A 25,894-nucleotide genomic window follows, 5' to 3' on the forward strand; every position below is an offset into this window, starting at 1 on the left:
ATGCTGTCACTATACTTGGAAATACATTAGTGATTGTAGTTATTTTGTTTTGCATAATATGTCCTATTGCATAATTCTCTCCACTTCGAAATTCCAACCAGCTTTCGTTATTTTTTCCGATAAATGACCTTTCATCATATGACATTACTATAGGGGTACCTGTATGGATTTAAGCAATCATGTTTACATACAGGATTTTCGCGAGGTTAGATTCCTTATTCATGCCTATTATAGTTCGGTTGAACTATGGATAGAGGACAACGGGGATGTTTTGACATAAATCAGAAATTCCTGTAGGGAGGTGCAATTTTTAGTAACCGAGGTTTAACAGATTTATAGATAATACTTTGAGGAGGAAGCAAATGAGAGGCAGGAAACGGAAACAGGTGAAATTGTTTAGTTATGTAGCAACTTTACTAATGATTTTCTCACTATTAACGCCAGGTTTTGCGGGGGCAGCACCTAACCAAGATCTATTCACATCAGCGAAGGAACCGAATAGTGCCATGGAAAAGGGTGCGAGTGCGGCTTCTAAAATAAGTGCGAGCCTAGCGAAGCAATTCGATACAAGTAAGAATGCTACCTTTATCGTCAAATTTAAGGAGCAAGCTGATACGTCAGCAGCGGCTAATAAGGCAGTAGAAAGTGCAAGGAAAGCAAATCTATCAGCCTATAAAACAGAGTTTACCAAGCGTTCTGCTGTTATTTCCGAGTTGAAAACGACAGCACAGAAATCGCAAGCAAATGTGTTGGATTTTCTTGAGCAAGAAGTTCAAAAAGGTAATGCAAAAGATGTTGAACCGTTTTATATTGTTAACGGTATAGCGGTTACGACAACAAAAGAAGTTGCTGAGAAGCTTGCGGCGTTTGATGAGGTTGAAAAAATATTACCGAATGAGCAACGCCGATTAATGACGGAGTCTGAGCAATCGTTAGCTATTAAGAACAATGTAGTTTCACAAAAGAAACAAACGGGATTTTTACGGGATGTTCCGTTCAACAAACCTGGTAAAGTGACTGCTGAGGAAAAGAAAAAGCAGCAGGCTGCCATCGATAACACGACACAAAGTGTCGAGTGGAATGTTGACCGAGTCAATGCACCTGACGTTTGGTCACTGGGATATGATGGTACTGGAGTTGTGGTTGCTGTTATTGACACAGGGGTTGATTGGACACATCCAGCCCTACAGGAAAAATACCGTGGCTATGATTCGGCAACTGGTGAAGCAGACCATACGTATAGCTTCTATGATCCTGTTCAAGGTCAAACAGAGCCGTATGATCAAGATGGGCATGGTACCCATGTTACAGGTACGATTGTTGGTAGTGAGCCAGATGGTTCTAATCAGGTTGGTGTTGCGCCTGGTGCAGAATGGATTGCGGTCCAGGCCTTTACTGGACAAAATGCGTATGATACGGATTTAATTGCAGCTGGAGAATGGATTATGGAGCCGGGTGGCGATTTATCTAAAGCACCAGATGTCGTGAATAACTCTTGGGGTGGTGGCCCTGGGATAGACGAATGGTATCAGGATATCGTTATTGCATGGAGAAATGCAGACATTTTCCCTGTGTTTGCTGCAGGAAATACGAATGATTCTAATCCAGGTGGTCCAGGATCTGTGGCATCACCAGCAAATTATCCAGAGTCATTTGCTGTAGGAGCTACCGATAGTAATGACAATCGGGCAAGCTTTTCATTAGAAGGACCATCTCCATATGGGGAGATTAAACCTGATATTGCTGCTCCTGGAGCTGGAATACGTTCTGCAGCAGTAGGTGGTGGCTATGTTGGAAATAGTGGAACATCGATGGCAGCACCTGCTGTTGCTGGTGTTGTTGCTCTCCTTAAGCAAGTGAATAGTAGTTTGACTGTCGATGAAATGGAGCAAATTTTAATGGATACTGCTGATTCAGAGGCGGGTACGGATAGCCAGTATCGTGAGTCACCAAATAATGGTTATGGTCATGGTATTATCGATGCCTTTGCTGCAGTAACTTCTATTGCGGAGGGAATTGGTACAGTTGAAGGGGTCGTTGTGATGGATGGCGAAGACACTGAGGAACCACAGCTTGTTCATAATCCTCCAAATGGCATGCTGGGAGGAAGGGATTTACCGTTAACGGTTTCTGTCAGTGACAATGTTAGCATTACATCTGTAGAAATCGCTTATGACGGAAAGACGGTTGCTGCTGAACAGGTAGCGGGTAATTACCGTGCAGGAGACTATTCCGTTACAATCCCAAGCTCGGAAATAACGAGTGATAGCTTTACTTATCAGTGGATTGTTAATGACTTTGGTGGTAATGAAGTGACAAGTGAATCCTATACGCTGGAAATTACCGAGCCATTATATTTCCACGACTTTGAAACAGAACCAACTGATTGGGAATTTATTCAAGCGGGTTCTGGTGCAAATAGTTGGGAATGGGGAGTGCCGACTTCAGGTCCAGGTAGTGCAGTATCTGGTGAAAAGGTCGTTGGTACGAATTTAGATGGAGGATACAACAATGACGAGGAATCCTATTTCGATTCACCTGCCATATCAGTACCAGCGGGAGAAGCATACCTGGAATTTGATCAATGGTACAGTATTGAAAGTGGATGGGATTATGGCTATCTACTAATTTCCCCTGATTATGTGAATTGGTATATCCTTGATGAACTTACTGGTTCTTCAGGTAGTTGGGAAAAAGCCACCTATGATATCTCTGAATTTAGTGGCGGCGATGTTTATCTTTCCTATACGTTGCTAAGTGATTTTACGATTACCTATCCAGGCTGGTTTATCGATAACGTTACGATAGCAGATGTTCCTTTAGGAGAGGTCTCTGCAAGTAGTGTAAGTAAGGCTGCAGAGGCAATACAACCATCTAATATACCGCTTGATGCAACGGTTAGTATATTAGAAACAGGCGTTAACGCCAATACGAATCCAGCTGATGGTAGCTATTCACTCGTCCATCAGGCAGGAACGTACACAGCCGTAGCAGAATCTTATGGTTTTGCGTCAGAGGAACAAACAGTTGAAGTAGAAGCGGATGGGACAACGGTATCCAATTTTGTCCTAGAAGAGCTAGAACAGGCAACACTCACCGGAGCGATAACGAATAGTTATTCTGGTGAACCGATAGCCGATGCAACGGTTTTATTGGTGGAGGATGCGAATGTTGCACCAGTTAAAACAGATGCCAATGGAAACTTTGCGTTAACTGCTTATGAGGGTACTTATACTGTGAGGGTGTTTGCTAGGGATTATGAAGGTACTGAAGTAGAAGTTACATTAGATGGTGATTCGGAACTTAACCTTGCGCTTGAACCGGCATTTACAATTCCTGCGGGACAAATTGGTTATGATGACGGTACAGCAGAAAATGCACTGGCACTAAATGCTGCTGGAGATGGTATGGCAGTAAGAATGTCTCTTCCAGAAGGGATGGAAAGTGCCATCGTTACAGAGGGAGTTCTACAATTCTGGGGTACAGACTTCCCGTCACCTGGTGGAACTGCCTTTACAGTTGAAGTGTGGTCTGCTGGAGAGGACGGATTACCAGATGAGCGAATCGCAGGTCCAGTAGAAGGTACTGCTGTTCGTAATGTAAACCAACAGACGGTAGTTGATTTACGTGACCATAACATCGAAGTAACAGGTGACTTTTTTATGGTGTATGCCCAAACGGAAGCAGGTGCTAATGCGCCAGGAATTGCGATGGATGAAAACAGTCCGAATGCGGAAAGAACATACATCTATTCAGCAAGAGAATTTGAATTCTTCCCAGACTATGGAAATGCCATGATCCGGGCTAATATTGCAACACCAGTAGATGGTGCTGTTCTCGATCCTGCTCTAGATGGGTCATTTACAAATGAATCTTCTCTAACGGTAGAAGGAACAGCAACAGAAGGTACAACAGTTGAATTGCTTCAAAATGGAGAGGCGGCTGGCTCCCAGGAGGTTGGAGGAGACGGTATATTTGCAGTTGATATTGACCTTTCAGAAGGTGCAAATGAGTTGATTGCTAGAACCTTGATTAATGGTGACCTAGCAAAAATATCTGATCCAGTTACCGTTACGCTTGATACAGTTTCACCTGATTTAACGATAACAAATCCTAAAGATGGTGATAAGACAGATCGAGAAACAGTTACAGTAGAAGGTACTGTTTTGGATGAAAATCTGGCATTTGTTAACGTAAATGGTCAAACAGCAGCAGTTGACGAGGATGGTAACTTTTCTAAACGTATTTTACTTGATGAAGGGGAAAATATCATTGAAGTAGCTGCGCAAGATTTAGCGGGGAATGTAACGACTGAACAGGTGACATTAAGAGCTGATTTTACAGCGCCGGAGATTTCGAACTTAACACCTGATGAGGACCAGTATTTACAAGCTGGTGATCGTGTGAAAATTGAGTTTGATAGTGATGCGAGTTTACGTGCAATGTTCTCAGTTCGTGCTCCTTTAACTAATTCTGGAGCGAGTGTTGCGGACTTCAATCCAGTTGAATTACCAATGATGGAAACAACACCAGGACACTATGTGGCATACTGGACAGTACCGAGTAACCTAGCTGCACAGGGTGCTGTGGTTGAAGTAAAGGTACGAGATTCATTTGGAAACGAGACCCGTAAATTAGCGGATGGCAGATTGTATATTTCAGGACCGGATGCCGGTGAAACTGCCGGAAAGTCTAAAGGAGACCCAAGCGCTAAATCAAGTGTACAGGGGAAGACAGTAAGCGGTAAAAACAATTAAGTAATAACGTATGAAAAAGGTGCTGCTATTTATGCAGCGCCTTTTTAGTATGATAAAATGACGTAATTTTAGAGTTCAAATCTAAAGAGGTATAATGGGCGATTCCTAGAGTGGGGATATCTACCATTGACCTGTTCATGTTAGGTGGTGAGGATATACCGACTATTATATAGTTAATCATTCCAATATTTGAAAATGTGTAGACAATATCGATAAAATATTGTATCCTATGTATGTAAACGTTTACATACGTAGGAGGTTTTTATGTTGTTTAATGGATTGGGAATGGGATTAGGGAATTTATCATTGCTATCAAAGGCTAAAACACGTTCCATTAGTCCCGAAAATTTTAAAGGTGAAAAAGGGAAGGGAGCAATGGCAACTGAAGGGACTGGTTCAGTACCTTCGAGAGAACTAGGGGTTGGATGGAAGGTTTCTCCTTCAGTTGAAATTAAGGGAGAGACAACCTTTACTGTTGCTGAAATTGAGGGGCAGGGTGCCATTCAACATATTTGGCTGACCTGTCATCCAAATCATTGGCGAACTTCTGTTATCCGTATGTATTGGGATCATGAGGAGGAGCCATCAGTGGAAGTTCCGCTTGGCGACTTTTTTTGCAATGGTTGGGGAGAAAGAACCGATGTCAATTCAATTCCAGTAGCGGTAAATCCTGCCGGAGGTTTTAATTGTTATTGGGAAATGCCGTTTCGCAAGCATGCGAAAATCACCGTTGAAAATTTAGATGATGAAAATATGATTTTGTATTACCAGGTAGATTATACGTTGACAGATGTACCTGATGATGCTGCGTATTTCCACGCAAAATGGAATCGTAGCAACCCGCTTCCATATAAGGAAGTTCATACGATTGTTGATGGCATTAAAGGCCATGGACATTATGTCGGTACCTATATTGCATGGCAAGTAAACAGTAATGATTGGTGGGGAGAAGGAGAAGTTAAATTTTACATGGATGGGGATAAGGAATACCCGACCATTTGTGGAACCGGAACAGAGGACTATTTTGGTGGTGCGTGGAATTGGGAGCAACCGAAAGGGGAATATAGAACCTACGCTACCCCGTACTTAGGGATGCACCAGGTCATTAAACCGGATGGACTGTACCGGGCACAGCAACGATTTGGGATGTATCGCTGGCATGTGATGGATCCAATTCGCTTTGAAGAGGACCTAAAGGTGACAATTCAAGCACTTGGATGGCGTTCGAAGCATCGCTACTTGCCACTCAAGGATGATATTGCTTCGGTGGCATTTTGGTATCAGGCAGAACCACATCAACCATTTAAGGCGTTACCTGGTAAGGATGATTTAGAAGTTAACTAAATGTAAATGCGGTTTTTAAAGTAACTACTAAGAAAAGAAGCAGAACCCTCTATTTGTTAAAGAGAAGTTCTGCTTCTTTTTATATGGTGTCAAATGTGAAAATCGTTTGTTTCGTATAGGGCTGATGCTTTTCCAATAAAATCGAAGGAAACCCATCATGCTCTAATGATGCTGGCGATGCTTGTGTTTCAAAACAAACGCCTAAATAGCGCTTTGAAGATCCCTCGTTAAGTGGAAGACCCTCGTCGAGCATGTTCGAAGTATACATGACCATACCAGGTTGATTTGTATTGATTGTTAGCCTTCTCCCGCTTGCTTCTTCCTGAACGATTACTTCTGCCTTCTTGGTTTGATCAAAGATAAAGTAATGATCATACCCATTACGTGCAACTTTGTTTTGTGGATGGTTGGACTTAAATCCTTCCATTAAATAACGACCAGTTCGAAAATCAAATGGTGTATTCAACACATTCATTTTTTTACCAGTAGGAATTAATTGTTCATTCAGTTCAACAACGTGATTAGAAGGGATCGTTACATGATGTTGGTGTACCATGCTTTTTAGATTCCCGCTTAGATTGAAGTAGGAATGATTTGTCATGGTGAACACCGTATTTTCAGTAGCGATAGCCTGATAATCGACTGTTAACTGGTTATTATTATTCAGTGTATACGTTACAGTCATGTCTAGTTTGCCCGGGTAGCCATCTTCTTTGTCTTGGCTAGTGTGGGTAAGCGTAAGGCCGACAGTGTCATCTGTTTCGAATGGTTCTGCCTTCCAAACGACCTGATGGAAGCCGTTTTTCCCACCGTGCAGGTGATGAGCACCTTCATTTGCTGCTAACGTATAGGTTGCATCGTTAAGGTTAAAGGTGGAATTGGCAATTCTGCCAGCTACTCTACCAATTAATGCACCGAAATAGTTGGAGTTAGATTGATAGTCTTTTATGTCCCGATAACCAATAACAACATTCTCCAGCTTGCCATGTTTATCTGGAACAATAATTCGCGTAATAATACCGCCGAAATTTAAAATGCTTACTTCCATGTTTTGGTTATTGATTAACGTAAACAGCTTCCAGTCCCCTAATTCCTTGCTTGTTTTAATATTCATGGTTAGCTCCTTTTCGTATTTAACGTATCGAGGAATCGTTTACATGCATTCATTCCTTCATCATTTCGTTTAAATACACCAGCATCTTCTAATACTTTGACGAATTTTTTTCCTAGTTCCTTTTGTACAATGGTGGTTGCTGCTTCGAGATTGGTTTGGTATCCATAGGTTAATTTAAGCTCAGTTGCCCAATCAAGATGATATTCGGCGATAGACACATCTTCGCCTATTAAGTAATGCTTGATAGCATCTAGTTCTTCTTTTAATCTAGCGGGTAGAACTGCTAACCCCATTACTTCGATTAATCCGATATTTTCTTTCTTAATATGATGAACATCTTCATGCGGGTGAAAGATGCCGTATGGATACTGCTTTGTTGTTCGATTATTACGAAGGACTAGATCCAGTTCATAGTTGCCATCTCGCATGCGTGCAATTGGTGTAATGGTATTATGGGCGGTTTCGTTTGTCCGTGCACGTATTTGTACTTGTTCATCATTATACGCTTGCCAGGTTTTTAAAATATGATCAGCAGCAAGTAGTAGGTTTTGTTTATTGCTTGCATGGAGACGAATGACGGATAATGGCCAGTTTAAAATGGCTGCGTCGACATCTTCATAATCCTGCAACATAAAGGTAAATGCTTTCTCTGCCCGTGTCATGGCAAATTCATACCGCCCTGCCTGGTAATGATCATGGCTAAGAATGGAACCACCGACAATTGGTAAATCAGCATTGGACCCGATAAAATAATGTGGGAATTTTTCTGTGAATGTTAGTAATCGTTCAAATGCATGTTTATCAATTTTCATATTGCGATGTTCTTCTGATAGTAAAATACTATGCTCGTTATAATAGAGATAGGGTGAATATTGGAAATACCAATTTTCCTCCTGTAATGGGATCTTGATAATTCGATGGTTTGCTCGTGCAGGATAGCCTGTTCTACCCACATAGCCTTCGTTTTCTACGCATAGTAAACAACTTGGATAAGTGACGGTATGATTTATTTCTCGTTCCCGTTTGATTTGCTCCGGATCTTTTTCTGGCTTTGACAAATTGATAGTTATATCTAATTCTCCATAAGCTGTAGCGGCTTTAAAGTGAACGTTCTTATTAATTCGGTTTGTTTGAATATAATTGCTGTTTTGGCTTAATTGGTAAAAATAATCGGTTGCTGCTTTTGGTGATTGTTGATATTCCGCATAGAATTGTTTGGTAACTACAGAAGGATGTGCGACGAAACAATTCATGATGTTAGCGGAAAGAATCTCTTTATCATCAAATATATCCTCGATTACACCAGTTTGAATCGCATGTGCAATTAACTTCTCCAGGAGGTTTGGAATAGTATCCTCAGAAACGTTTTCGAGTGTTTCTGGAAAAGATTCAAGTTTTAATTGGGATAGGACTTGGTTGCGTACATAATTGACATCAACTAGCTCGATTAGATTAGTTTTTAAAGCTTGTTGAATTAATCCTTCCACATCTTGAAAAACAGTCATCTGATTTCACTCCTCGTATCCGTTTGGACGTGTTGAATGCCAATTCCAGGCATCTTTTATGATTTGTTGAATGGAGGTTCTTGTTGGATTCCACCCAAGGATTCCTTTTGCTTTTTCAGAGCTAGCGATTAATGTACTAGGGTCTCCTGCGCGACGCGCACCAATTTCTATCGGTATTTCTTTTCCGGTTACTTGTCGTGCGGTATCAATGATTTCTTTTACAGAAAATCCTTGATTACTACCTAGATTAAAGATGTTACTGTGCCCGCCGAGGGTTAGATAATCAAGTGCTAACAGATGCGCCTGAATTAAGTCTTCTACATGGACATAATCTCTGATGCATGTACCGTCTGGTGTTGCATAATCATCTCCAAATATTGTGATAGTAGAGCGCTGTCCAAGTGCCGTTTGCAAGACAAGCGGGATGAGATGGGTTTCAGGGCGATGATCCTCACCGATTTCGCCTGATTCTCTTGCGCCAGCAACATTAAAATAGCGCAAGGAAACAAATCGAATGTCATGGGCTATTTCTGTCCACTTCATCATGTTTTCCATGGATAGCTTTGTTTCTCCGTAAGTACTTGTTGGATTGGTAGGCATTGCTTCTGTAATGGGGATTGCAGTGGGTTCCCCATATGTAGCTGCCGTTGATGAAAAGATAATTTTATTAACGTGATATTTCGTCATTGCTTGTAGTAATACCTGGGTGCCGTATACGTTGTTATCGAAATACTTTAATGGGTCTAGCATCGATTCTCCAACAAGGGAATTGGCAGCGAAGTGTATGACTGCCTCAATTGACTCTTGCTCGAATACTGAACATAGAAAATTAAAATTACGTATATCGCCTTGATAAAAGGTTGCTTTTGGATGAAGCGCTTGTCGGTGTCCTGTTTCTAAGTTATCAACTACAACTACATCTTTTCCTTGGTCAATAAGCTGATGAACCGCGTGTGAGCCAATATAACCAGCTCCTCCTAGCACCAATATACTCATCTATAACACTTCCTCTGCTATGATTTCTCTTGCACCGTTACCAATAGTAGCTGTATAAAAGGTTGCACTATACCCGACTTTTTGTGAATATAGATCGTTTACATTACGTTTGAAATCTTCTATTCTATCCTTTTCAACAATAGCGATGGCGCAACCGCCAAAGCCTGCGCCGGTCATCCGTGCACCGAGAACTCCTTGCTGTTGATTTGCTGCCTCAACTAGTGTATCTAATTCTATTCCAGTTACTTCATAATCCTGTCTCAGTGATTCGTGCGATTCATTCATTAATTTTCCAAACGAGATGATGTCACCTTCATTTAATCGCTCAAGTGCTTCTAGGGTTCTAGCATTTTCATAAACGGCATGCTTTGCCCGTTTCCGGTTTAGTTCATTTGTAATTAACTGTTGGTGATTGTCAAAGCTACTCTTTGTTAACTGTCCAAGACTAGTTATTGGTAATGCACTTTGTAATTCCTTTAACGCACTCTCGCATTGAGCACGGCGTTCGTTATATTTTGATCCTGCTAAGGTTCGTTGTTTATTTGAATTCATAATAATAATTCGATGATCGTTTAATTGGAGTGGAGCATAGTGAAAATCAAGTGTTTCACAGTTTAGCAATATCGCATGATCTTGCTTGCCTAGTCCAATGGCAAACTGGTCCATAATCCCACTGTTTACACCCATATATTCATTCTCTACTTGTTGCCCAATTTTCGCCATGGTAATCCGATCAATTTGTAATTGGTAAATTTGTTCTAACAATACACCAGTTACGAGCTCGATGGAAGCAGATGACGATAGTCCAGCACCGTTTGGGATATTTCCGTAGTAAAGGATATCTGCGCCATGGGTAATTTCATAGCCTGCTTTTTGAAAATGGTGGATCATTCCCTTTGGATAATTTGCCCAACCATCATCCGTGTTAAAAGCTAGATTGGATAACTCGCATTCTATTATTCCATCATCTTGAAAATTAAGGGAACAGAAACGAAATATTCTATCTTCTCGCTTTCTTACGACGGCATAGGTTCCAAACGAGATGGATGCTGGGAAAACGTGCCCGCCATTATAATCTGTATGTTCACCGATTAAGTTGATTCTTCCAGGAGCGAAGAAAGTACGTGTTTCCGTTGATATGGTAAATGTTTTTTGGAATTCGTGATTTAAGTTAAGCGCATTCATTTTTGTCCTCCTATCATGTCCTTGTTATCGATACGTCATAAATCGATAGGTTGAGTTTAGTCTACTATACATTTAATGTATAGACAATAGTTTTTAGTAAAACTTTACTGGTGATTTTATTTATTGAAACCGCTAACATTTTGTGCCGATTTCAGGTCGAATGTATAATGGGATAAACGGCAATAACATTTTCAGATGATTGATATATAAGCTTTTGTTGAGGATTATTAGGACGGGTGTATGTGTAAAAATTTTCATAGCGAAAAAGCATTGACATAAGTTTAATATGAGATTATACTTGTCAGTATAGTAAAGTTTTTTCTGAAATTTTACTATATTTTTTCTAAGAAAATGAAAACGGATTCAAAAACGGAAATGTGCACATTCTAAATTAGAAAAGGGGGGATCCACGTTTCGAATATGAAAGATACAGAAGCTAAAAAGAAGAATAAGCGAGGGCTTATTATAGGTGGCCTTGCATTTGTTGCTGTTGTAATCATCGGAATAGGAGTGATGTTGTATATGGATAAACAAAATCATATCACATATACAAATCCTGTTGGTGGGATGACTAATATTGGGGATCCATTTGTATTAAAAGATGGAGATAACTACTATATGTATGCCACTTCAGAAGCATCCTATGGATTTAAAGTATGGAAGTCTGATAATCTCGTAGATTGGCAAGAGGTGGGTATTGCCTATAATCACTACGACCAGTCGGAACGCTGGGCTTTCGGTGATTTCTGGGCTCCAGAAGTAATTAAGTACCAGGATCGCTATTATATGACCTATAGTGGTCGTAATGAGGGAGATTCTTTGCGAATCGCAATCGCTACCAGTGATAATCCCCTCGGCCCGTTTGAAGATTATAACACCGATATAATCGAACAATCTGGTTCCTATATTGATGGGCATATTTTCATGGATGATGATGGAACGCCTTATCTATACTATGTAAAGGATAACTATGAAAATATCATTGATGGAAAGCATGTTAGTCAGATTTATGTTCAAGAAATGAGTAATACGCTTGATAAAGTGATTGGTGAACCACAGCTACTCCTACAGCCTGACCAGGAATGGGAAGGGTTAGATGGTGATTACCAATGGAATGAAGGACCATATGTTTTAAAACATGATGATAAATACTATCTTATGTATTCTGCGAATCTTTATGCGAGTGCAGAATATGGGGTTGGTTATGCAGTGGCAGATGCTCCTTTAGGACCATTTAAAAAAGCGGATGAAAATCCTATTCTATCCAAGGATTTAGAAAATGGGATTTCAGGTCCTGGTCATAACAGTGTAACGGTTGGTCCAGATGGTGAGAGTCTTTATACAGTTTATCACACGCACACATATCCGGAAGCCCCAAGTGGAGATCGGCAAATGAATATTGACTTGCTTTATTTTGAGGATGGAAAGTTACTAATTGATGGTCCAACCCATGACGAGCAAAAAATTAGAATCAATTAATAAGTTTTTTAAAAATACTAGATTGTAGTTTTAAAAGGGAGGATAATGATGAAAAGCTTAAAATCTGTATTACTTTTAGTTGCATTTGCTATTCTAACACTTGCTTTAGTAGCTTGTGGTGATAAAGCAAGTGGTGGATCAGGTGACAAGGAAATTTTAATGTGGAGTGGTGTTGTTGGTCCAGATGGTGATCTTATTCAAAAGAACATTGATCAATACAACGAAACAGATCCAGAATATCCAGTAAAGCTAGTAAAGATGGAAGGGCAAGTTTTAAACAATAAATTGGCAACGGTTACACGATCTGGTGAAGGTGTTCCGGATATTGCGATGATTGCCTCTGAAACTGTTGCGCAATATACGAGCCAAGGCATGTTAGAGTCTTGGGATGAGTATATAGAAGATACTGAAGTGAAAGCTGAGAACTACATTGAAGAAGCGTGGAATGTTGGGACTGTTGATGGTAAGCAATATGGATTACCAGTGGCGATGGGTACATGGGTAATGTACTACAACAAAGATTTAGTTGATAAATATGCTCCTGGTGCAGCAGATGACAATGTTATTACGTATGAAGAGATTGAACAAGCAGGAGAAGCAGCAAAAGCTGATGGAATTTATGCTTATGGATTTAGCTGGGCAATGCAGAATTTTAACAACCTGTATTTACAAATGGGTGGTAAATTCGCAGATGCAGAAGGTAATTTAACGATTAACAATGACACAGCAGTTGCTGCAATGGAACAATTCAAGGAATTATATGATAAAGGCTATATGAACAAAAATGGTGAAGATACAACGATGCTTTTCAAAAATGGGCAAATCATTTTTATGCCTGAAGGTACTTGGATGGTAAGTGAGATGAGTACGATTGAAGGTTTTGAATGGGCTGAAACATTCACACCACAATACGATGCAGCCAATATTCTTCAAGGTAGTGGAGCAGACCAATTTGCAATGTTTAAGGATGAGAATCGTTCAGAAGAAAAAATTAAAGGTACGGTAGCGTTTATAGAATGGCTACAAGCTAATCAGCTCGAGTGGGTAAAATCTGGTGCGAACCCTGCCTCCCTAGCGATGCTAGACAATGAAGAATATGTGGAAATGCCACAATCATTCTTGCTTAAATCACCAGAAGCACGTGAGGCAATCACGATTGTTGTCGATGAAGGTTCATCTCATATTTTCAGTGAAATTGATGGTGCTGCGTGGGATATGATTGAAGGTAAGGTTGATATTAAAGATAAACTAGCTGAAATTCAGCAAACAGTAGACGATAAAATGGCACAATAGAAGATTGAAAGGAGGAATAAAGTTTCCTCCTTTTCTCTCATTTTTTGAATCGAGGTGGCTAAGATGGCGACAGTGGTGGATAGCCAAACGAAATTAAAGAAGAATAAACGTAAGTCTCTTAATCTATGGCCGGCTTTATTTGTCGGACCACATCTATTACTTTTTGTTCTATTCTTTCTCATCCCATCTGTATATGGCTTCTATATAGCCTTTACTAAATGGGATATCTTTACTTCCCCCGAATTTGTCGGTTTTGAAAACTTTAAAACGATTCTTTTTGATCAGGATTCTAGTTTCTATTCGCAGTTTTGGAACGGATTGAAGAACACATTTATATTTGTGGTTATTACGGTTCCATTTTGTATTATAGTGCCACTCGTTCTTGCGACAGCACTAATGACAAAGCCAAAACTATATGGTCTCTTTCAATCTATTTTTTATTTGCCGACTTTATTTGCGATTTCAGCGGTGATGATTATTTGGCAGTTTTTAATGAGTTTATCCTATGGACCGTTTAGTAATGTGTTTGGATTTGATGTTAATATGCTATCAACACAGCCGTATGCTTGGATTGTGTTAGTGGTGGTAACGGTTTGGTGGTCGATTGGTGGTAATATGGTCATTTATCTAGCGGCATTAAACGGTGTTCCGAAAGATTTGCTAGAAGCAGCGGAAATGGACGGTGCCGGGGTCTTTCGAAAGTTCTTTAAGATTACGTTGCCAAGCATCAAATTTCAAATTTTGTTTACAACGGTTATGACGACCATTGCACAATTTAATGTCTATGGACAACCACTCATGTTAACTGGTGGTGGTCCGACTGATTCTACTAGAGTGTTATTAATGGACATTCAACAGAATGCATTTGGAAAAGGGATCTCGATTGCTGGGATATCCTCCGCAATGGCGGTAATGCTTGGGCTCTGTATTATGGTTGTTTCCGTATTTCAATTTCTTTTATTACGAGATAAGGATTAGAGGTGGAGTAGATGAAACAGAAAAAAACAACGAAAATAATCGCCTTTGTCTTTTTACTGATCACTGCGCTTTTCTGGATTATTCCTCTAATATGGGCGTTTTTCACATCATTTAAATCGAGTGCGGAAATACAATCACTTGGATTCAGTTTACTACCAGTCAATTGGACATTAAGTAATTACTCGGAACTATTAATGGAAAATGCCTCCAGTCCAATTCTGAAATGGTTCACTAACTCCATGATTATTTCGGTTAGTCATGTTGTCTTAGTATTGATTGTTTCTTCACTAGCGGCCTATGGTTATACTCGACTTAAGTTTAAGGGGCGTGACTTAATCTTCACGTTTTTATTAGGGTCTATGATGTTCCCAGCCGTTGTGAACTTAATTCCATTATATGGCGTGATGGATTCATTGGGGTGGGTAAATAACTTCTTGGCAATTATCGTGCCTGGGGCAGCGAGTGTCTTTAATGTCTTTTTGGTACGACAATTTGCGATGAATATACCAAGAGCTTTGGATGAATCGGCTAAAATCGATGGCGCGAATGATTTTCAAATATTTTTCCGGATATTCTTGCCTAATATTCGTCCTGTATTAACAGTTGTTGCCCTGTTCAGCTTTACTGGCTCCTGGAATGACTTCTTATGGCCATCCGTTATTATGAGTGATGTAGATAGCTTGCCAATTACACCGGGGTTGCAGCTCCTTCAAGGGCAGTACATTAGCTATCCTGGTCTTGGAACAGCAGGGGCATTAATTGCATTAGTTCCAGCGTTTCTGCTGTATCTATTTGCACAAAAATATTTCATGCAGTCGATGGCGTTAACGGCCGGTGTTAAAGAATAAAAAAGGAAAGAGGCTATCATCATGAGTCGATCATTTGAACGAAAAATCATTTATGCAGCATGTGTTTGGCAATTGATAACAGGAATTATCACGACCTTCTTTTATTCGTTTTATATGAAGGGTCAGGGTAAAGAAACGGAAGGGTTAACATATGTGCAGGCACGAGGAATTCAAACGATATTTGATAGCATCTATTCCTTTGTTATTACGTACGGGATGTTTTTTATCGTAGTGGCTATTTTGAATTTCCTGTTTACGAAATTGTTCATGAAGGATAATACCGTTCAGTATAAGCTACCAATCGCATGGATCGTGTTTGCGGTTATTTGTTATTTTCTAACGGACTATATCAGCTTGTTGCTATGTCTCGTCGCAGCTATCGTAGCACTAAGTAAAAATAAAGCAATAAAGCGACTAGTGATATAGTTCAACAACTGAAGCAGAAGGAGCGAGTGTAATGACATTAAGACAAGAATATCCGAGACCACAATTTGTAAGAGAGAAATGGCTTAATTTAAATGGAGAATGGAATTTTGCATTTGATGATGCCAATGTGGGAGTAAAGGAAGGTTGGTACAAAACGGATGTTGCGTTTGATCAAACAATCGAGGTACCATTTGCCTATCAATCGAGATTAAGTGGTATTCATGATACATCCTTTCATGATCATGTCTGGTATCAACGTGAGTTTAAGGTGCCGAATGAGTGGAAGAGTCAAGAAGTAATCCTTCATTTTGGTGCGGTTGATTATCGCGCTTGGGTGTATGTGAATGAGCAGCTTGTTGGTTATCATGAAGGAGGACATGTAGCATTTTCATTTGACATTACCAATCAATTAAATTGGAATGGTGCGGAGAATCTAGTCGTGCGGGTGGAGGACCCATCAACAGATGAAACAATCCCAAGAGGAAAGCAGTTTTGGGAAGAGGAATCTGCAGGTATTTGGTATACACGTACGACAGGAATCTGGCAGACGGTTTGGTTAGAGCCTGTGTCTCCTACTAGAATTTCGAAACTAAGATTCACTCCGAATGTTGATGAAGGCACTGTAGAGGTCTCGTTTGAAGTTTTCGGAGATCGGCAGGATAAATTGGTTTCAATCGATATATTTTATAAGAATGAACTAGTCATTCGTGATACAATAGAAGTATTGGAAAACTACACGAGGCGGTCGTTTGACTTATATAATCAGCATATTTTTCGGACGGGTTTCCATCACCACGGTTGGAACTGGACGCCTGAAAATCCTAATCTGCTTGATGTGAAGCTGACTGTAACGGATAAACTCGGCGAAAAGTTTGATGAAGTGGATTCTTACTTTGGTATGCGTAAAGTGCATATAGAGGATGGGAAGGTTTATTTAAATAATAAACCGTATTACCAACGACTTGTTCTTGACCAAGGCTACTGGCCGGAGGGATTATTAACCGCCCCAACGGATGAAGACTTGAAAAAAGACATTGAATTGGCGTTAGAGATGGGCTTTAATGGCTGTAGGAAGCATCAAAAGGTTGAGGATCCAAGATTTTTATACTGGGCAGACAGGCTAGGATTCATCGTTTGGGGTGAATGTCCTGCAAGTCCGTTTTATAGTGAGGATGCCGTTTCGCGATTAACGAAGGAATGGATTGAAATTATTGAACGTGATTATAATCATCCTAGTGTGGTAGCATGGGTACCGCTAAATGAAAGCTGGGGTGTTCCGAATATTCGAGCGAACAAACAACAGCAAAATCATTCCTTAGCCATGTATCATTTGATTCATTCCCTAGATACAACACGTCTGGTAATTTCGAATGATGGATGGGAATTAACGAAAACAGATATTTGTGCCGTTCATAATTATAACCATGGTACAAAGCAAGAAGTGACGAAATATGAAATATTTAAGCAATCATTAAACAAGAAAGAAGCTATTCTTGCGTCAAAACCTGCTGGTAGAAAAATTTATGCAACTGGATTTGAGCACCAGGGCGAACCAATACTCTTAACGGAATTTGGCGGTATTGGCTACAAGGTAGGCGATGAAGAAGGTTGGGGTTACACCTCTGTTAAGAATGAGGAAGAATTTATAGAAGACTACAAACGGGTGATGGATGCGGTCCATCAATCAGAGGATTTACATGGTTATTGTTACACACAATTGACCGATGTAGAACAAGAGATTAACGGTTTATTAACCTACGATCGAAAGCCTAAATGTGATTTAGCTAACATTAAAAAACTAAATCATCCAAAAGGATAATAGTTCGCATACGTAGCTGATTTGAAGGAAATGAGGGTAAAGGATGGCAACAATAAAAGATATCGCAGACAAAGCTGGCGTTTCAATTTCAACTGTATCCAGAGTGCTAAACTATGATGCTTCCTTGTCCGTATCAGATGATACACGGAAGAAGATTTTTGAGGTAGCGGAAGAACTTGCTTACAAGAAGAAAGTAGCAAATAAAGCCCAAACCTCTAAAATTGCAATCATACACTGGTATACAGAGAAAGAAGAGCTAGATGACCTCTACTATATGTCTATCCGCTATGGAATTGAACAACGTTGCCAAAACCTTAATATACAAGTGGTACGGTATTCATACAAGGATTTAGATGTTGTTAGACAAGAAAATGTTCAAGGTATTATAGCGATTGGGAAATTTAATCAAGTACAGGTTCAGTGGTTTGTTGATATATCGGACAATATTGTGTTTGTTGATTATAGCCCAAATGATGATCTGTATGATTCGGTCGTTATTGATTTTGAAAAAGCCACCAAAAAAATAATTGACTACCTTATCGCAAAAGGTCATGAACAAATTGGGTATATAGGTGGCCGAGAAACATTTAAAGATGAGAAGACAGTAATTGAAGATGTACGAGAAAAAACATTCCACAAATATATGAAGGAAAAAAATCTATACCACAAGGAAAATGTTTTCATGGGTCGTTTTACTGTTGATGACGGTTATCAGTTGATGAAGCAAGCTGTCGCTAAATTAGGGGATACACTTCCGACGGCATTTTTTGCTGGGAATGATCTGATTGCAATGGGTTGCTTGCGTGCATTACACGAACTGAAAATACCGGTCCCAGAGCGTGTCAATATTATTGGGATTAATGACATCAGTGTTTCTGAGTACATTTTCCCACCATTAACAACCTTAAAGGTTCATACCGAATTAATGGGTGAAACAGCCGCAGACATGCTAAAGGAAAGAATCGAAGGAAGAAAGGTAGCAAAGAAAACCTATATAATAACAGAATTAATTGTTCGAAAGAGTAGTTTTTAATCTGCTATAGCAATAAAGTTAAAATGAGGTTGGGACATCAGTAAAATGAGTAAGATAAAAGACGAACAGTGCACTATTTAGCGTAGGGAATATACGTAGACTCCTGCGGGAGGAAGGGCAACGGTGAGACCCCGGAAGAGCGATAGCTCTGAGGAGGCTCACCAGCCCCCTGCGGAAAGCGAAGTATATTCCCGAAGCGGGTATCGTGCACCAACGTTCGGAATTTATCTAACCATTAACACTTATGTCCCAGCTTCTTTTTTTGTATCAAATATTGTGGGTAGAGTAAACATCATGTATTCCCTGCGTTAAATTATTGTTTAAATCGCTATTTACGTTTGTTCCGAAATCATAGAAAATACCCTGAAATTATTCATTTTTTCAAATTAAGGTCGATATAATAATTAACTACATTTTGCGTATTGTCAAAAAAACAGGTGGATGCGGCTCTTGTGCTTGTTTGTGTGTTGATTTTCACAAGTCGCTATACTATGATGGAAATAGTAAAAATATCCTATACATAAGCATATATTACTATTGTTAAAAGGCAAACTATTTGAAAAAATAGGACGCAAAGCTAAGGATCTAAGGTTCTTTTTGAGCTATGATAGCCTGGTTACCAAGTAGAAACAGTTTGTTACCTTGGCGATTCAACTGGAATGGCCATTTTTATTTTTAGTGCCGATAGGAAAGGATAACTACCTTTCTCTTTGGCAAAAGAGAAACTAAAATCAATTATAAAGGGGAAAAGAATTTGGAGTCAGTATTACAAGAAAAAAGTAAGGCTATCACGGTCTTATTAAATGGGACGATATCGTCTATTCAACATGTCATACCGATTAAACATGAAATACGTAAGCCGGAGCTTTCTAATGAGTCATTGAAGCTTCAATTCGGCGTATTAATTGGTATTACTGGAGATGTGAAAGGGAAGTTAGTGTTATCTGCCGATCAATCTGTGTTCGGTGCTATTGGACAAGCTATGTTCGGTATGCCACTAGAAGGGGAAATGCTAACATCGTTTAGTGGTGAGTTAGGGAATATGATTGCTGGTGGTCTTTCCACAAATATTGTTCAAAGTGGACTGAAGACTGATATTACAGCCCCAACCATTATCGAGGGGAACACGAACTTATCTGGCTATGAAAAGGCGATAAAATTACCAGTGGTTTTTGAATCTGTAGGAGAGCTTATCCTATATTTGTTAGTAGATTAATAGACTGGAAGGAAGTGCAGCACCATGAATACAGACCAATACATAGAAGTATTCCTTGATGAGAGTCGAGAACATCTGCAAGCGATTAATGATAATTTATTAAAGCTTGAGAAACAGCCAACTGAAATCGACATTGTCCAAGAAATTTTCCGTTCCGCACATACTTTAAAAGGGATGTCTGCCACGATGGGCTTTGAAGATATTGCTTCCTTAACCCATCAAATGGAAAACGTCTTGGATAAAATTCGTCACCTGGAATTAACTGTTTCCACCGAAGTCATTGACATTACCTTTGCTGCTGTTGGAGCGTTAGAGGAAATGGTAGGAGAAATCGGTGCAGGAAATGATGGGAAAAAGGATGTAACAGAGCTTGTTTCTAGCTTAAAACAACTAGAAACTGGTAATTACACTCCTGAAAAAGCTGCTCAACCAAGTGAAGCTGTAGCAACTAATTCAACAACACTTGCACTTGATCAGTATCAATCAACTGTTATCGCCCAGGCGATGGAAAATGGTTACCATGCCTATCAAGTGACGGTTCAGTTGAATGACGATTGTATTTTGAAAGGGCCAAGAGCTTATATGGTCTTTGATAAGCTGGATGGTCTTGGTGATGTTATTAAAACTGACCCAGAGGTTGAGGATATTGAGGAAGGTAATTTTGAGCAATCATTCTCCTTACTCTTTTTAACCGAGGAAACTGCGGACGCAGTTAAGCAAGCAATCGAGTCCGTGTCAGAGATCAATCAAGTCACCGTTACAGATTTTTCTTTTGAGAAAAAAGAGGAATCCAAAGCGGATACCGTATCAAAAACTGATCAAGCTGAAAAAGAAGCAAAGGCAACGACTTCTGATAAGCCTAAGCAATCGAAAACGATTCGTGTCAATATTGAACGTATTGATAGTTTAATGAATCTATTCGAAGAGGTTATTATTGATCGAAGTCGTTTAGAAGATTTATCACAGAAATATAAGGATCAAGAATTTACCGAGACAGTGGAGAACCTAGCTCGTGTTACCGAGGATATGCAGGGGCTCATGTTGGCGATGCGTATGGTACCTGTTGAGCAGGTCTTCAATCGTTTTCCGCGAATGGTTCGAGACCTTTCGAAGGATTTACAAAAGAAAATTTCACTTGAAATTATCGGTAGTGAAACCGAGCTAGATCGTACCGTTATTGATGAAATTGGTGATCCGCTTGTACACTTAATTCGTAATTCACTCGATCACGGTATTGAGTCTCCGGAGAAACGTAGACAGGCTGGAAAACCAGAAGAAGGAAGAATTGTTCTTCAGGCTTATCATAGTGGAAATCATGTGTTTATTGATATTGAGGATGATGGTGCTGGGATTAATCGTGAAAAGGTGGAAGCCAAAGCGATTGAAAATGGCTTAATTAGTGTCGAGAATTCGAAGCAATTAACCGATGAGGAAGTATATCATTTAATCTTTGCTTCTGGATTTAGTACAGCTGACCAAATATCCGATATTTCCGGCCGTGGTGTTGGGCTGGATGTCGTGAAAAACAAGATTGAGTCCCTTGGTGGTTCGATTATTGTGACGTCTTATCCTGGTAAGGGAAGTAAGTTTTCGATTCAATTACCGTTAACACTTTCGATTTTATCGACGTTATTAGTGAAAGTGCAACAGGAAACTTTTGCAGTTCCGTTATCTTCTATTATCGAGACGGTTGCCTTGAATGATCAAGATATTAAATATGTCCATGGACAAAAAGTGATGGACTTTAGAGGTCATATTGTTCCACTTGTTTCCTTAAACACCGTATATGGTGTTACAGATGAAGACGTGTCTAGTAATTCGGCTGTTATTATTCAAAAAGGTGATAAGCGAACAGGGTTACTAGTGGATTCCTTTATTGGCCAACGTGAAGTGGTCTTGAAATCACTAGGTAATTATTTGAAAAATGTCTTTGCGATAAGTGGAGCAACCATTTTGGGTAATGGTGAGGTTTGCTTAATTGTTGATCCAAATGCATTAGTAAAATAAATAGGAGGCACCAAGATGGAAGAATCAATTAAAGTTATCGTATTTACGTTGAATGGGCAGCGCTATGGTACAGATGTGCAACAAGTGATGTCAATCGAAAAAATGAAAGATATTACAGCAGTACCTGGAACCTCCGAATTTATTAAAGGGATTATGAATTTGCATGGGGAGACAGTACCTGTAGTAGACTTAAAGGAACGCCTTGAGATGAGCAAGAATGAGGCATCAGATTTGAACCGAATTATTGTCATTCGTGTCGATGATATTCAAGTTGGATTAATTGTAGATGCCGCAACAGATGTCATGGATATTGATTCAAGTGTAATCGAAGCTGCTCATGAAATGGGTGGTATGGTTCAAAAGGAATATATCCGTGGTGTGGCAAAATTAGAAAACGAATTACTAATTTTACTGGAATTAAAGAAAGTATTAGCAATGGAAGAAACGGAAGAATTAAAAGAAGTAGTTCAGTAATGGAGGGCACCCGAGAATGGCTAGAGTATTAATTACAGATGATGCAGCTTTTATGCGCATGCAGTTGAAGGATATTGTATCTAAGCTAGGGCATGAGGTTGTAGGAGAAGCAGAAAACGGATTAGTAGCGATTGAAAAAGCTAAAGAGCTAGGACCAGACTTAATTACGATGGATATTACCATGCCTGAGATGAATGGTGTCGATGCAACAGCTGAAATAAAAAAGGTATTACCAGATGTCAAAATTATCATGTGTTCAGCAATGGGGCAGCAAGGTATGGTAGTTGATGCGATTAAAGCAGGTGCGAGTGATTTTGTTGTAAAACCATTTAATGCCGATAGAATTTCAGAATCAATTGCAAAGGTGCTATAAACCTATCTATCTATTTTTTAAAGAAGCAATGTATCTTTCATAGGATATATTGCTTTTTTAGTTGTAACATCTACTGGACAACCAACTAATTGTCGAATGGGGTGGTCTGTGGTACATTTAAAAATGGAAGGGGTTTCAATTGTTGGGTTGATTCTAGTTTTCTTGTATTTTACGGTACTGTTTTAGGAGAACTAGAAATCAGGCAGAAACTCATCGTGTTTCTACAACAGCAGAAGGGGAGTTATCATAAATGAACAAGCAATGGTGGAAAGAAAGCGTTGTCTATCAGGTTTACCCGCGTAGTTTTAATGATAGTAATGGAGATGGTATTGGGGATATTAAAGGGATCACCCAAAAGTTAGATTACTTGAGAGACCTAGGTATTGATGTGATTTGGCTTTCTCCTGTCTATAAGTCTCCGAATGACGATAATGGCTATGATATTAGCGATTACCAGAATATAATGGATGAATTTGGTACGATGGCAGATTGGGAGGAGCTATTGGCGGAAGTTCATCAACGTGATATGAAGCTAATCATGGATTTAGTGGTGAACCATTCCTCTGATGAGCATGCATGGTTTGCTGAATCCAGAAAGTCTAAGGATAATCCGTATCGCGATTATTACATTTGGCGTCCGGGAAAAGATGGTCGCGAGCCAAACAACTGGGAGTCCACCTTCAGTGGGTCCGCGTGGCAATATGATGAGGCAACAGAGGAGTACTTTTTACATTTATTTAGTAAAAAGCAACCAGACTTGAACTGGGAAAACGAAACATTAAGAGAAGAAATATATAGCATGATGAAATGGTGGTTGGATAAAGGAATTGATGGCTTCCGAATGGACGTTATTAATTTTATTTCCAAAGCACCGGGTCTTCCAGATGGTGATAATCCAGAGGGGAGAAAGTACGTAAGTGGTGGCCAACATTTTGTAAATGGACCAAGAATTCATGACTATTTACAAGAGATGAATCAAAAGGTATTAGCAAATTATGATATATTAACCGTTGGTGAAATGCCAGGTGCTAGTGTGGAGGATGCGAGGCTCTACACAGATCCTCATCGGGCGGAGTTAAATATGGTATTTACATTTGAGCATATGGATCTTGATTCCGGGCCACATGGAAAGTGGGATTTAAAGCCGTTAAAATTAACGGATTTAAAAGCGAACATAACAAAATGGCAAACCGGCTTACATGGTGTTGGTTGGAATAGTTTGTACATGAATAATCATGACCAGCCACGGATGGTGTCGCGCTTTGGTGATGATAAAAACTATCGAGTAGAATCGGCTAAAATGCTCGCAACCTTCCTACATATGCTGCAAGGGACACCTTATGTGTACCAAGGGGAAGAAATTGGGATGACCAATGTTCGTTTTGAATCAATTGATGCCTATAAAGATATTGAAATTCATAATATGTACCGTGAGAAAGTGATAGATGGTAATGAATCACATGATAAGGTGATGGAATCGATATATGTCAAGGGGCGTGATAATGCACGTACACCAATGCAGTGGGATTCTAGTGAGAATGCTGGTTTTACAACTGGAGAACCTTGGATTGCAGTAAACCCTAACTATACGGATATCAATGCCGAACAAGCGGTAAATGATCCGGATTCTATTTACCATTATTACCGTAAACTAATCCAGCTACGAAAAACCCATCCAATCATTGTGTATGGAGCGTATCAACTGCTAGATGAAGAAAATGAACACATTTATTCCTATTTACGAGCCTATGAGAATCAAAGACTACTTGTCGTGACAAACTTTAGTGGTAAAGAAGTTAATTATAAAATACCTAACGAGTTAACAACTGGAGAGATACTGGTAGGAAATTATGCTGACATACCAGCAGAAGATGAAGGTAGAATGGTATTACGACCTTATGAAGCACGGGTTTATTGGCTAATTTCATAATCGTGTTTAATTGAAAAGACTGGGGTAAGAGTAAAGACACTTTTATCCTAGTCTTTTTTTGTTCTAAATGAACAATTTTATGCTAAAATAGCACAGATAAACGTAAACTATACGGAAATAACAACGCAAAATAACAATTCAAAGGGTATCTGTATTAAAAATTGTTATTATCTAACAAATGCAATTGTGCGAGATGAGTATTTCGGCATAAATCGATAAAATTCGATAATTTTTAAAACTTTTTATAAAAATATATTGACAATTTCGAACACCTAAAACATAATATAACAGAAGTGGTTGTTTGAAATTAACAAATTTTTTGGTAAGTGAGTTGAAGTTGAGTGTTTCCAATAGAGAGAAGAAAATGGTTAGAACAACAAATTTTAATCAACAAAAAGATTGACATCGAAGAAGTTTCTCAACAGTTGGATGTATCATCAATGACAATTCGAAGAGATTTAAAGGAATTAGAAGCTAAAGGCAAGGTAATCCGAACCTATGGTGGAGCAGTTTCGCTTGAGATGGTTGCAGAGGAAGTTCCTTATTCTTCTAAGGCAACTAAAAACAGCAACCAAAAGAAAGCGGTTGCACGAAAAGCCTTATCGCTGATTGAAGAAAACTTTACAATTATTTTGGATTCAGGCACAACCACTTTGGAACTGGCGAAGCTCCTGAAGCATCGCAATGACTTAACAATCGTTACAAACGATGTGAACATTGCAAGTGAGCTATTGGACAGTTCCAACAAAGTAATTGTAACAGGTGGCGAATTGCAGCAAGGAATTGGCGCGTTATATGGAACTGCTACACAACAAATGCTCGAGATTATTCATGCAGATATCTTCTTCTTAGGTGCGCATGCAATCGATGTAGAAAGTGGCGTAACAGCACCAACCTTTGAAAAGTCATTGATTAAACAGCTGATGGTTAATGCAGCGGCAAGAACATGGTTGTTAGCGGATAGCAGTAAATTTAACAAAAAAGCTTTTTCTAAAGTATGTAGTCTTAATGAAATTGAAGGAATCATAACGGATCAAAACACAGATTCTCAGATTGTGGAAGTTTATCAGGAGAAGACACAGCTTTTATTGACGGATTCTTAATGTCATAAATTGTA

General features: G+C 39.4%; 19 protein-coding genes and 1 riboswitch. Of the genes, 15 read left to right on the forward strand and 4 right to left on the reverse strand.

Features of this window, described 5'->3' with window-relative positions; translation table 11 throughout:
- Positions 1 to 362: 362 nt before the first annotated feature.
- Both JF53_RS16730 and JF53_RS16735 read left to right on the forward strand, forming a co-directional pair.
- A complete protein-coding gene (locus JF53_RS16730) occupies positions 363 to 4,757 on the forward strand; it encodes a S8 family serine peptidase (RefSeq protein WP_047982696.1) in 4,395 nt (1,464 codons plus the stop codon).
- A 264-nt stretch (positions 4,758 to 5,021) separates the two neighbouring features.
- Complete coding sequence (locus tag JF53_RS16735; RefSeq protein ID WP_047982697.1) at positions 5,022 to 6,101, forward strand: glycoside hydrolase family 172 protein; 1,080 nt, start codon at positions 5,022 to 5,024, stop codon at positions 6,099 to 6,101.
- A gap of 79 nt (positions 6,102 to 6,180) precedes the next feature.
- Here JF53_RS16735 and JF53_RS16740 read toward each other — a convergent pair whose 3' ends face one another.
- From JF53_RS16740 to JF53_RS16755, 4 genes are read right to left on the reverse strand one after another with little or no spacing between them, the layout of a single operon-like run.
- On the reverse strand, positions 6,181 to 7,215 hold the full coding sequence (locus tag JF53_RS16740) for an aldose epimerase family protein (RefSeq protein ID WP_047982698.1): 1,035 nt from the start codon (positions 7,213 to 7,215) through the stop codon (positions 6,181 to 6,183).
- A 2-nt stretch (positions 7,216 to 7,217) separates the two neighbouring features.
- The gene (galT, locus tag JF53_RS16745; RefSeq protein WP_047982699.1) at positions 7,218 to 8,720 is read right to left on the reverse strand and encodes a UDP-glucose--hexose-1-phosphate uridylyltransferase; all 1,503 of its coding nucleotides are present in this window, start codon (positions 8,718 to 8,720) and stop codon (positions 7,218 to 7,220) included.
- A gap of 6 nt (positions 8,721 to 8,726) precedes the next feature.
- The gene (gene galE, locus JF53_RS16750) at positions 8,727 to 9,716 is read right to left on the reverse strand and encodes a UDP-glucose 4-epimerase GalE (protein ID WP_047982700.1); all 990 of its coding nucleotides are present in this window, start codon (positions 9,714 to 9,716) and stop codon (positions 8,727 to 8,729) included.
- Entirely contained in the window at positions 9,717 to 10,901 is a 1,185-nt protein-coding gene (locus tag JF53_RS16755) for a galactokinase (RefSeq protein ID WP_047982701.1), read from the reverse strand.
- A 420-nt stretch (positions 10,902 to 11,321) separates the two neighbouring features.
- On the opposite strand from JF53_RS16755, the gene JF53_RS16760 reads away from it, so the two are divergent.
- The 13 genes from JF53_RS16760 to JF53_RS16820 all read left to right on the forward strand — a co-directional run bounded on the left by JF53_RS16760 (position 11,322) and on the right by JF53_RS16820 (position 25,880).
- Positions 11,322 to 12,380, forward strand: a complete 1,059-nt coding sequence (locus JF53_RS16760; RefSeq protein WP_157052559.1) for a glycoside hydrolase family 43 protein — start codon at positions 11,322 to 11,324, stop codon at positions 12,378 to 12,380.
- A 48-nt stretch (positions 12,381 to 12,428) separates the two neighbouring features.
- A complete protein-coding gene (locus tag JF53_RS16765) occupies positions 12,429 to 13,673 on the forward strand; it encodes an ABC transporter substrate-binding protein (RefSeq protein ID WP_047982702.1) in 1,245 nt (414 codons plus the stop codon).
- 63 nt (positions 13,674 to 13,736) lie between these two features.
- Positions 13,737 to 14,651, forward strand: a complete 915-nt coding sequence (locus JF53_RS16770; RefSeq protein ID WP_047982703.1) for a carbohydrate ABC transporter permease — start codon at positions 13,737 to 13,739, stop codon at positions 14,649 to 14,651.
- A gap of 11 nt (positions 14,652 to 14,662) precedes the next feature.
- Positions 14,663 to 15,499: a carbohydrate ABC transporter permease gene (locus JF53_RS16775; RefSeq protein WP_047982704.1), complete on the forward strand. Its 837-nt coding sequence runs from the start codon at positions 14,663 to 14,665 to the stop codon at positions 15,497 to 15,499.
- 21 nt (positions 15,500 to 15,520) lie between these two features.
- Positions 15,521 to 15,925 (forward strand): hypothetical protein, encoded by a 405-nt coding sequence (locus tag JF53_RS16780; RefSeq protein WP_047982705.1) that lies wholly within the window; start codon positions 15,521 to 15,523, stop codon positions 15,923 to 15,925.
- Positions 15,926 to 15,956: 31 nt separating this feature from the next.
- Positions 15,957 to 17,744 (forward strand): glycoside hydrolase family 2 protein, encoded by a 1,788-nt coding sequence (locus JF53_RS16785; RefSeq protein WP_047982706.1) that lies wholly within the window; start codon positions 15,957 to 15,959, stop codon positions 17,742 to 17,744.
- A gap of 43 nt (positions 17,745 to 17,787) precedes the next feature.
- The gene (locus tag JF53_RS16790; RefSeq protein WP_047982707.1) at positions 17,788 to 18,777 is read left to right on the forward strand and encodes a LacI family DNA-binding transcriptional regulator; all 990 of its coding nucleotides are present in this window, start codon (positions 17,788 to 17,790) and stop codon (positions 18,775 to 18,777) included.
- 536 nt (positions 18,778 to 19,313) lie between these two features.
- Positions 19,314 to 19,401, forward strand: a riboswitch (cyclic di-GMP riboswitch).
- Positions 19,402 to 19,531: 130 nt separating this feature from the next.
- Positions 19,532 to 19,993, forward strand: coding sequence for a chemotaxis protein CheX (locus tag JF53_RS16795; protein WP_047982708.1), 462 nt, complete (start codon positions 19,532 to 19,534; stop codon positions 19,991 to 19,993).
- A 24-nt stretch (positions 19,994 to 20,017) separates the two neighbouring features.
- Entirely contained in the window at positions 20,018 to 22,000 is a 1,983-nt protein-coding gene (locus JF53_RS16800; protein WP_047982709.1) for a chemotaxis protein CheA, read from the forward strand.
- 15 nt (positions 22,001 to 22,015) lie between these two features.
- Positions 22,016 to 22,474: a chemotaxis protein CheW gene (locus JF53_RS16805; RefSeq protein ID WP_047982710.1), complete on the forward strand. Its 459-nt coding sequence runs from the start codon at positions 22,016 to 22,018 to the stop codon at positions 22,472 to 22,474.
- 16 nt (positions 22,475 to 22,490) lie between these two features.
- Complete coding sequence (locus JF53_RS16810) at positions 22,491 to 22,847, forward strand: response regulator (RefSeq protein WP_047982711.1); 357 nt, start codon at positions 22,491 to 22,493, stop codon at positions 22,845 to 22,847.
- Between the two features lie 250 nt (positions 22,848 to 23,097).
- Positions 23,098 to 24,777 (forward strand): glycoside hydrolase family 13 protein, encoded by a 1,680-nt coding sequence (locus JF53_RS16815; protein WP_047982712.1) that lies wholly within the window; start codon positions 23,098 to 23,100, stop codon positions 24,775 to 24,777.
- A gap of 341 nt (positions 24,778 to 25,118) precedes the next feature.
- Positions 25,119 to 25,880 (forward strand): DeoR/GlpR family DNA-binding transcription regulator, encoded by a 762-nt coding sequence (locus JF53_RS16820; RefSeq protein ID WP_047982713.1) that lies wholly within the window; start codon positions 25,119 to 25,121, stop codon positions 25,878 to 25,880.
- Positions 25,881 to 25,894: the final 14 nt, after the last annotated feature.

It is taken from the genome of Ornithinibacillus contaminans (assembly GCF_001038425.2).
Lineage (GTDB): Bacteria > Bacillota > Bacilli > Bacillales > Amphibacillaceae > Ornithinibacillus > Ornithinibacillus contaminans.

Coding starts and splice junctions, on each gene's coding strand:
- JF53_RS16805 (WP_047982710.1), top strand. CDS start 22,016: ATGGAAGAATCAATTAAAGTTATCGTATTTACGTTGAATGGGCAGCGC.
- JF53_RS16770 (WP_047982703.1), top strand. CDS start 13,737: ATGGCGACAGTGGTGGATAGCCAAACGAAATTAAAGAAGAATAAACGT.
- galE (WP_047982700.1), bottom strand. CDS start 9,716: ATGAGTATATTGGTGCTAGGAGGAGCTGGTTATATTGGCTCACACGCG.
- JF53_RS16735 (WP_047982697.1), top strand. CDS start 5,022: ATGTTGTTTAATGGATTGGGAATGGGATTAGGGAATTTATCATTGCTA.
- JF53_RS16755 (WP_047982701.1), bottom strand. CDS start 10,901: ATGAATGCGCTTAACTTAAATCACGAATTCCAAAAAACATTTACCATA.
- JF53_RS16775 (WP_047982704.1), top strand. CDS start 14,663: ATGAAACAGAAAAAAACAACGAAAATAATCGCCTTTGTCTTTTTACTG.
- JF53_RS16810 (WP_047982711.1), top strand. CDS start 22,491: ATGGCTAGAGTATTAATTACAGATGATGCAGCTTTTATGCGCATGCAG.
- JF53_RS16780 (WP_047982705.1), top strand. CDS start 15,521: ATGAGTCGATCATTTGAACGAAAAATCATTTATGCAGCATGTGTTTGG.
- JF53_RS16730 (WP_047982696.1), top strand. CDS start 363: ATGAGAGGCAGGAAACGGAAACAGGTGAAATTGTTTAGTTATGTAGCA.
- JF53_RS16740 (WP_047982698.1), bottom strand. CDS start 7,215: ATGAATATTAAAACAAGCAAGGAATTAGGGGACTGGAAGCTGTTTACG.
- JF53_RS16765 (WP_047982702.1), top strand. CDS start 12,429: ATGAAAAGCTTAAAATCTGTATTACTTTTAGTTGCATTTGCTATTCTA.
- JF53_RS16800 (WP_047982709.1), top strand. CDS start 20,018: ATGAATACAGACCAATACATAGAAGTATTCCTTGATGAGAGTCGAGAA.
- JF53_RS16815 (WP_047982712.1), top strand. CDS start 23,098: ATGAACAAGCAATGGTGGAAAGAAAGCGTTGTCTATCAGGTTTACCCG.
- JF53_RS16785 (WP_047982706.1), top strand. CDS start 15,957: ATGACATTAAGACAAGAATATCCGAGACCACAATTTGTAAGAGAGAAA.
- JF53_RS16790 (WP_047982707.1), top strand. CDS start 17,788: ATGGCAACAATAAAAGATATCGCAGACAAAGCTGGCGTTTCAATTTCA.
- galT (WP_047982699.1), bottom strand. CDS start 8,720: ATGACTGTTTTTCAAGATGTGGAAGGATTAATTCAACAAGCTTTAAAA.
- JF53_RS16760 (WP_157052559.1), top strand. CDS start 11,322: ATGAAAGATACAGAAGCTAAAAAGAAGAATAAGCGAGGGCTTATTATA.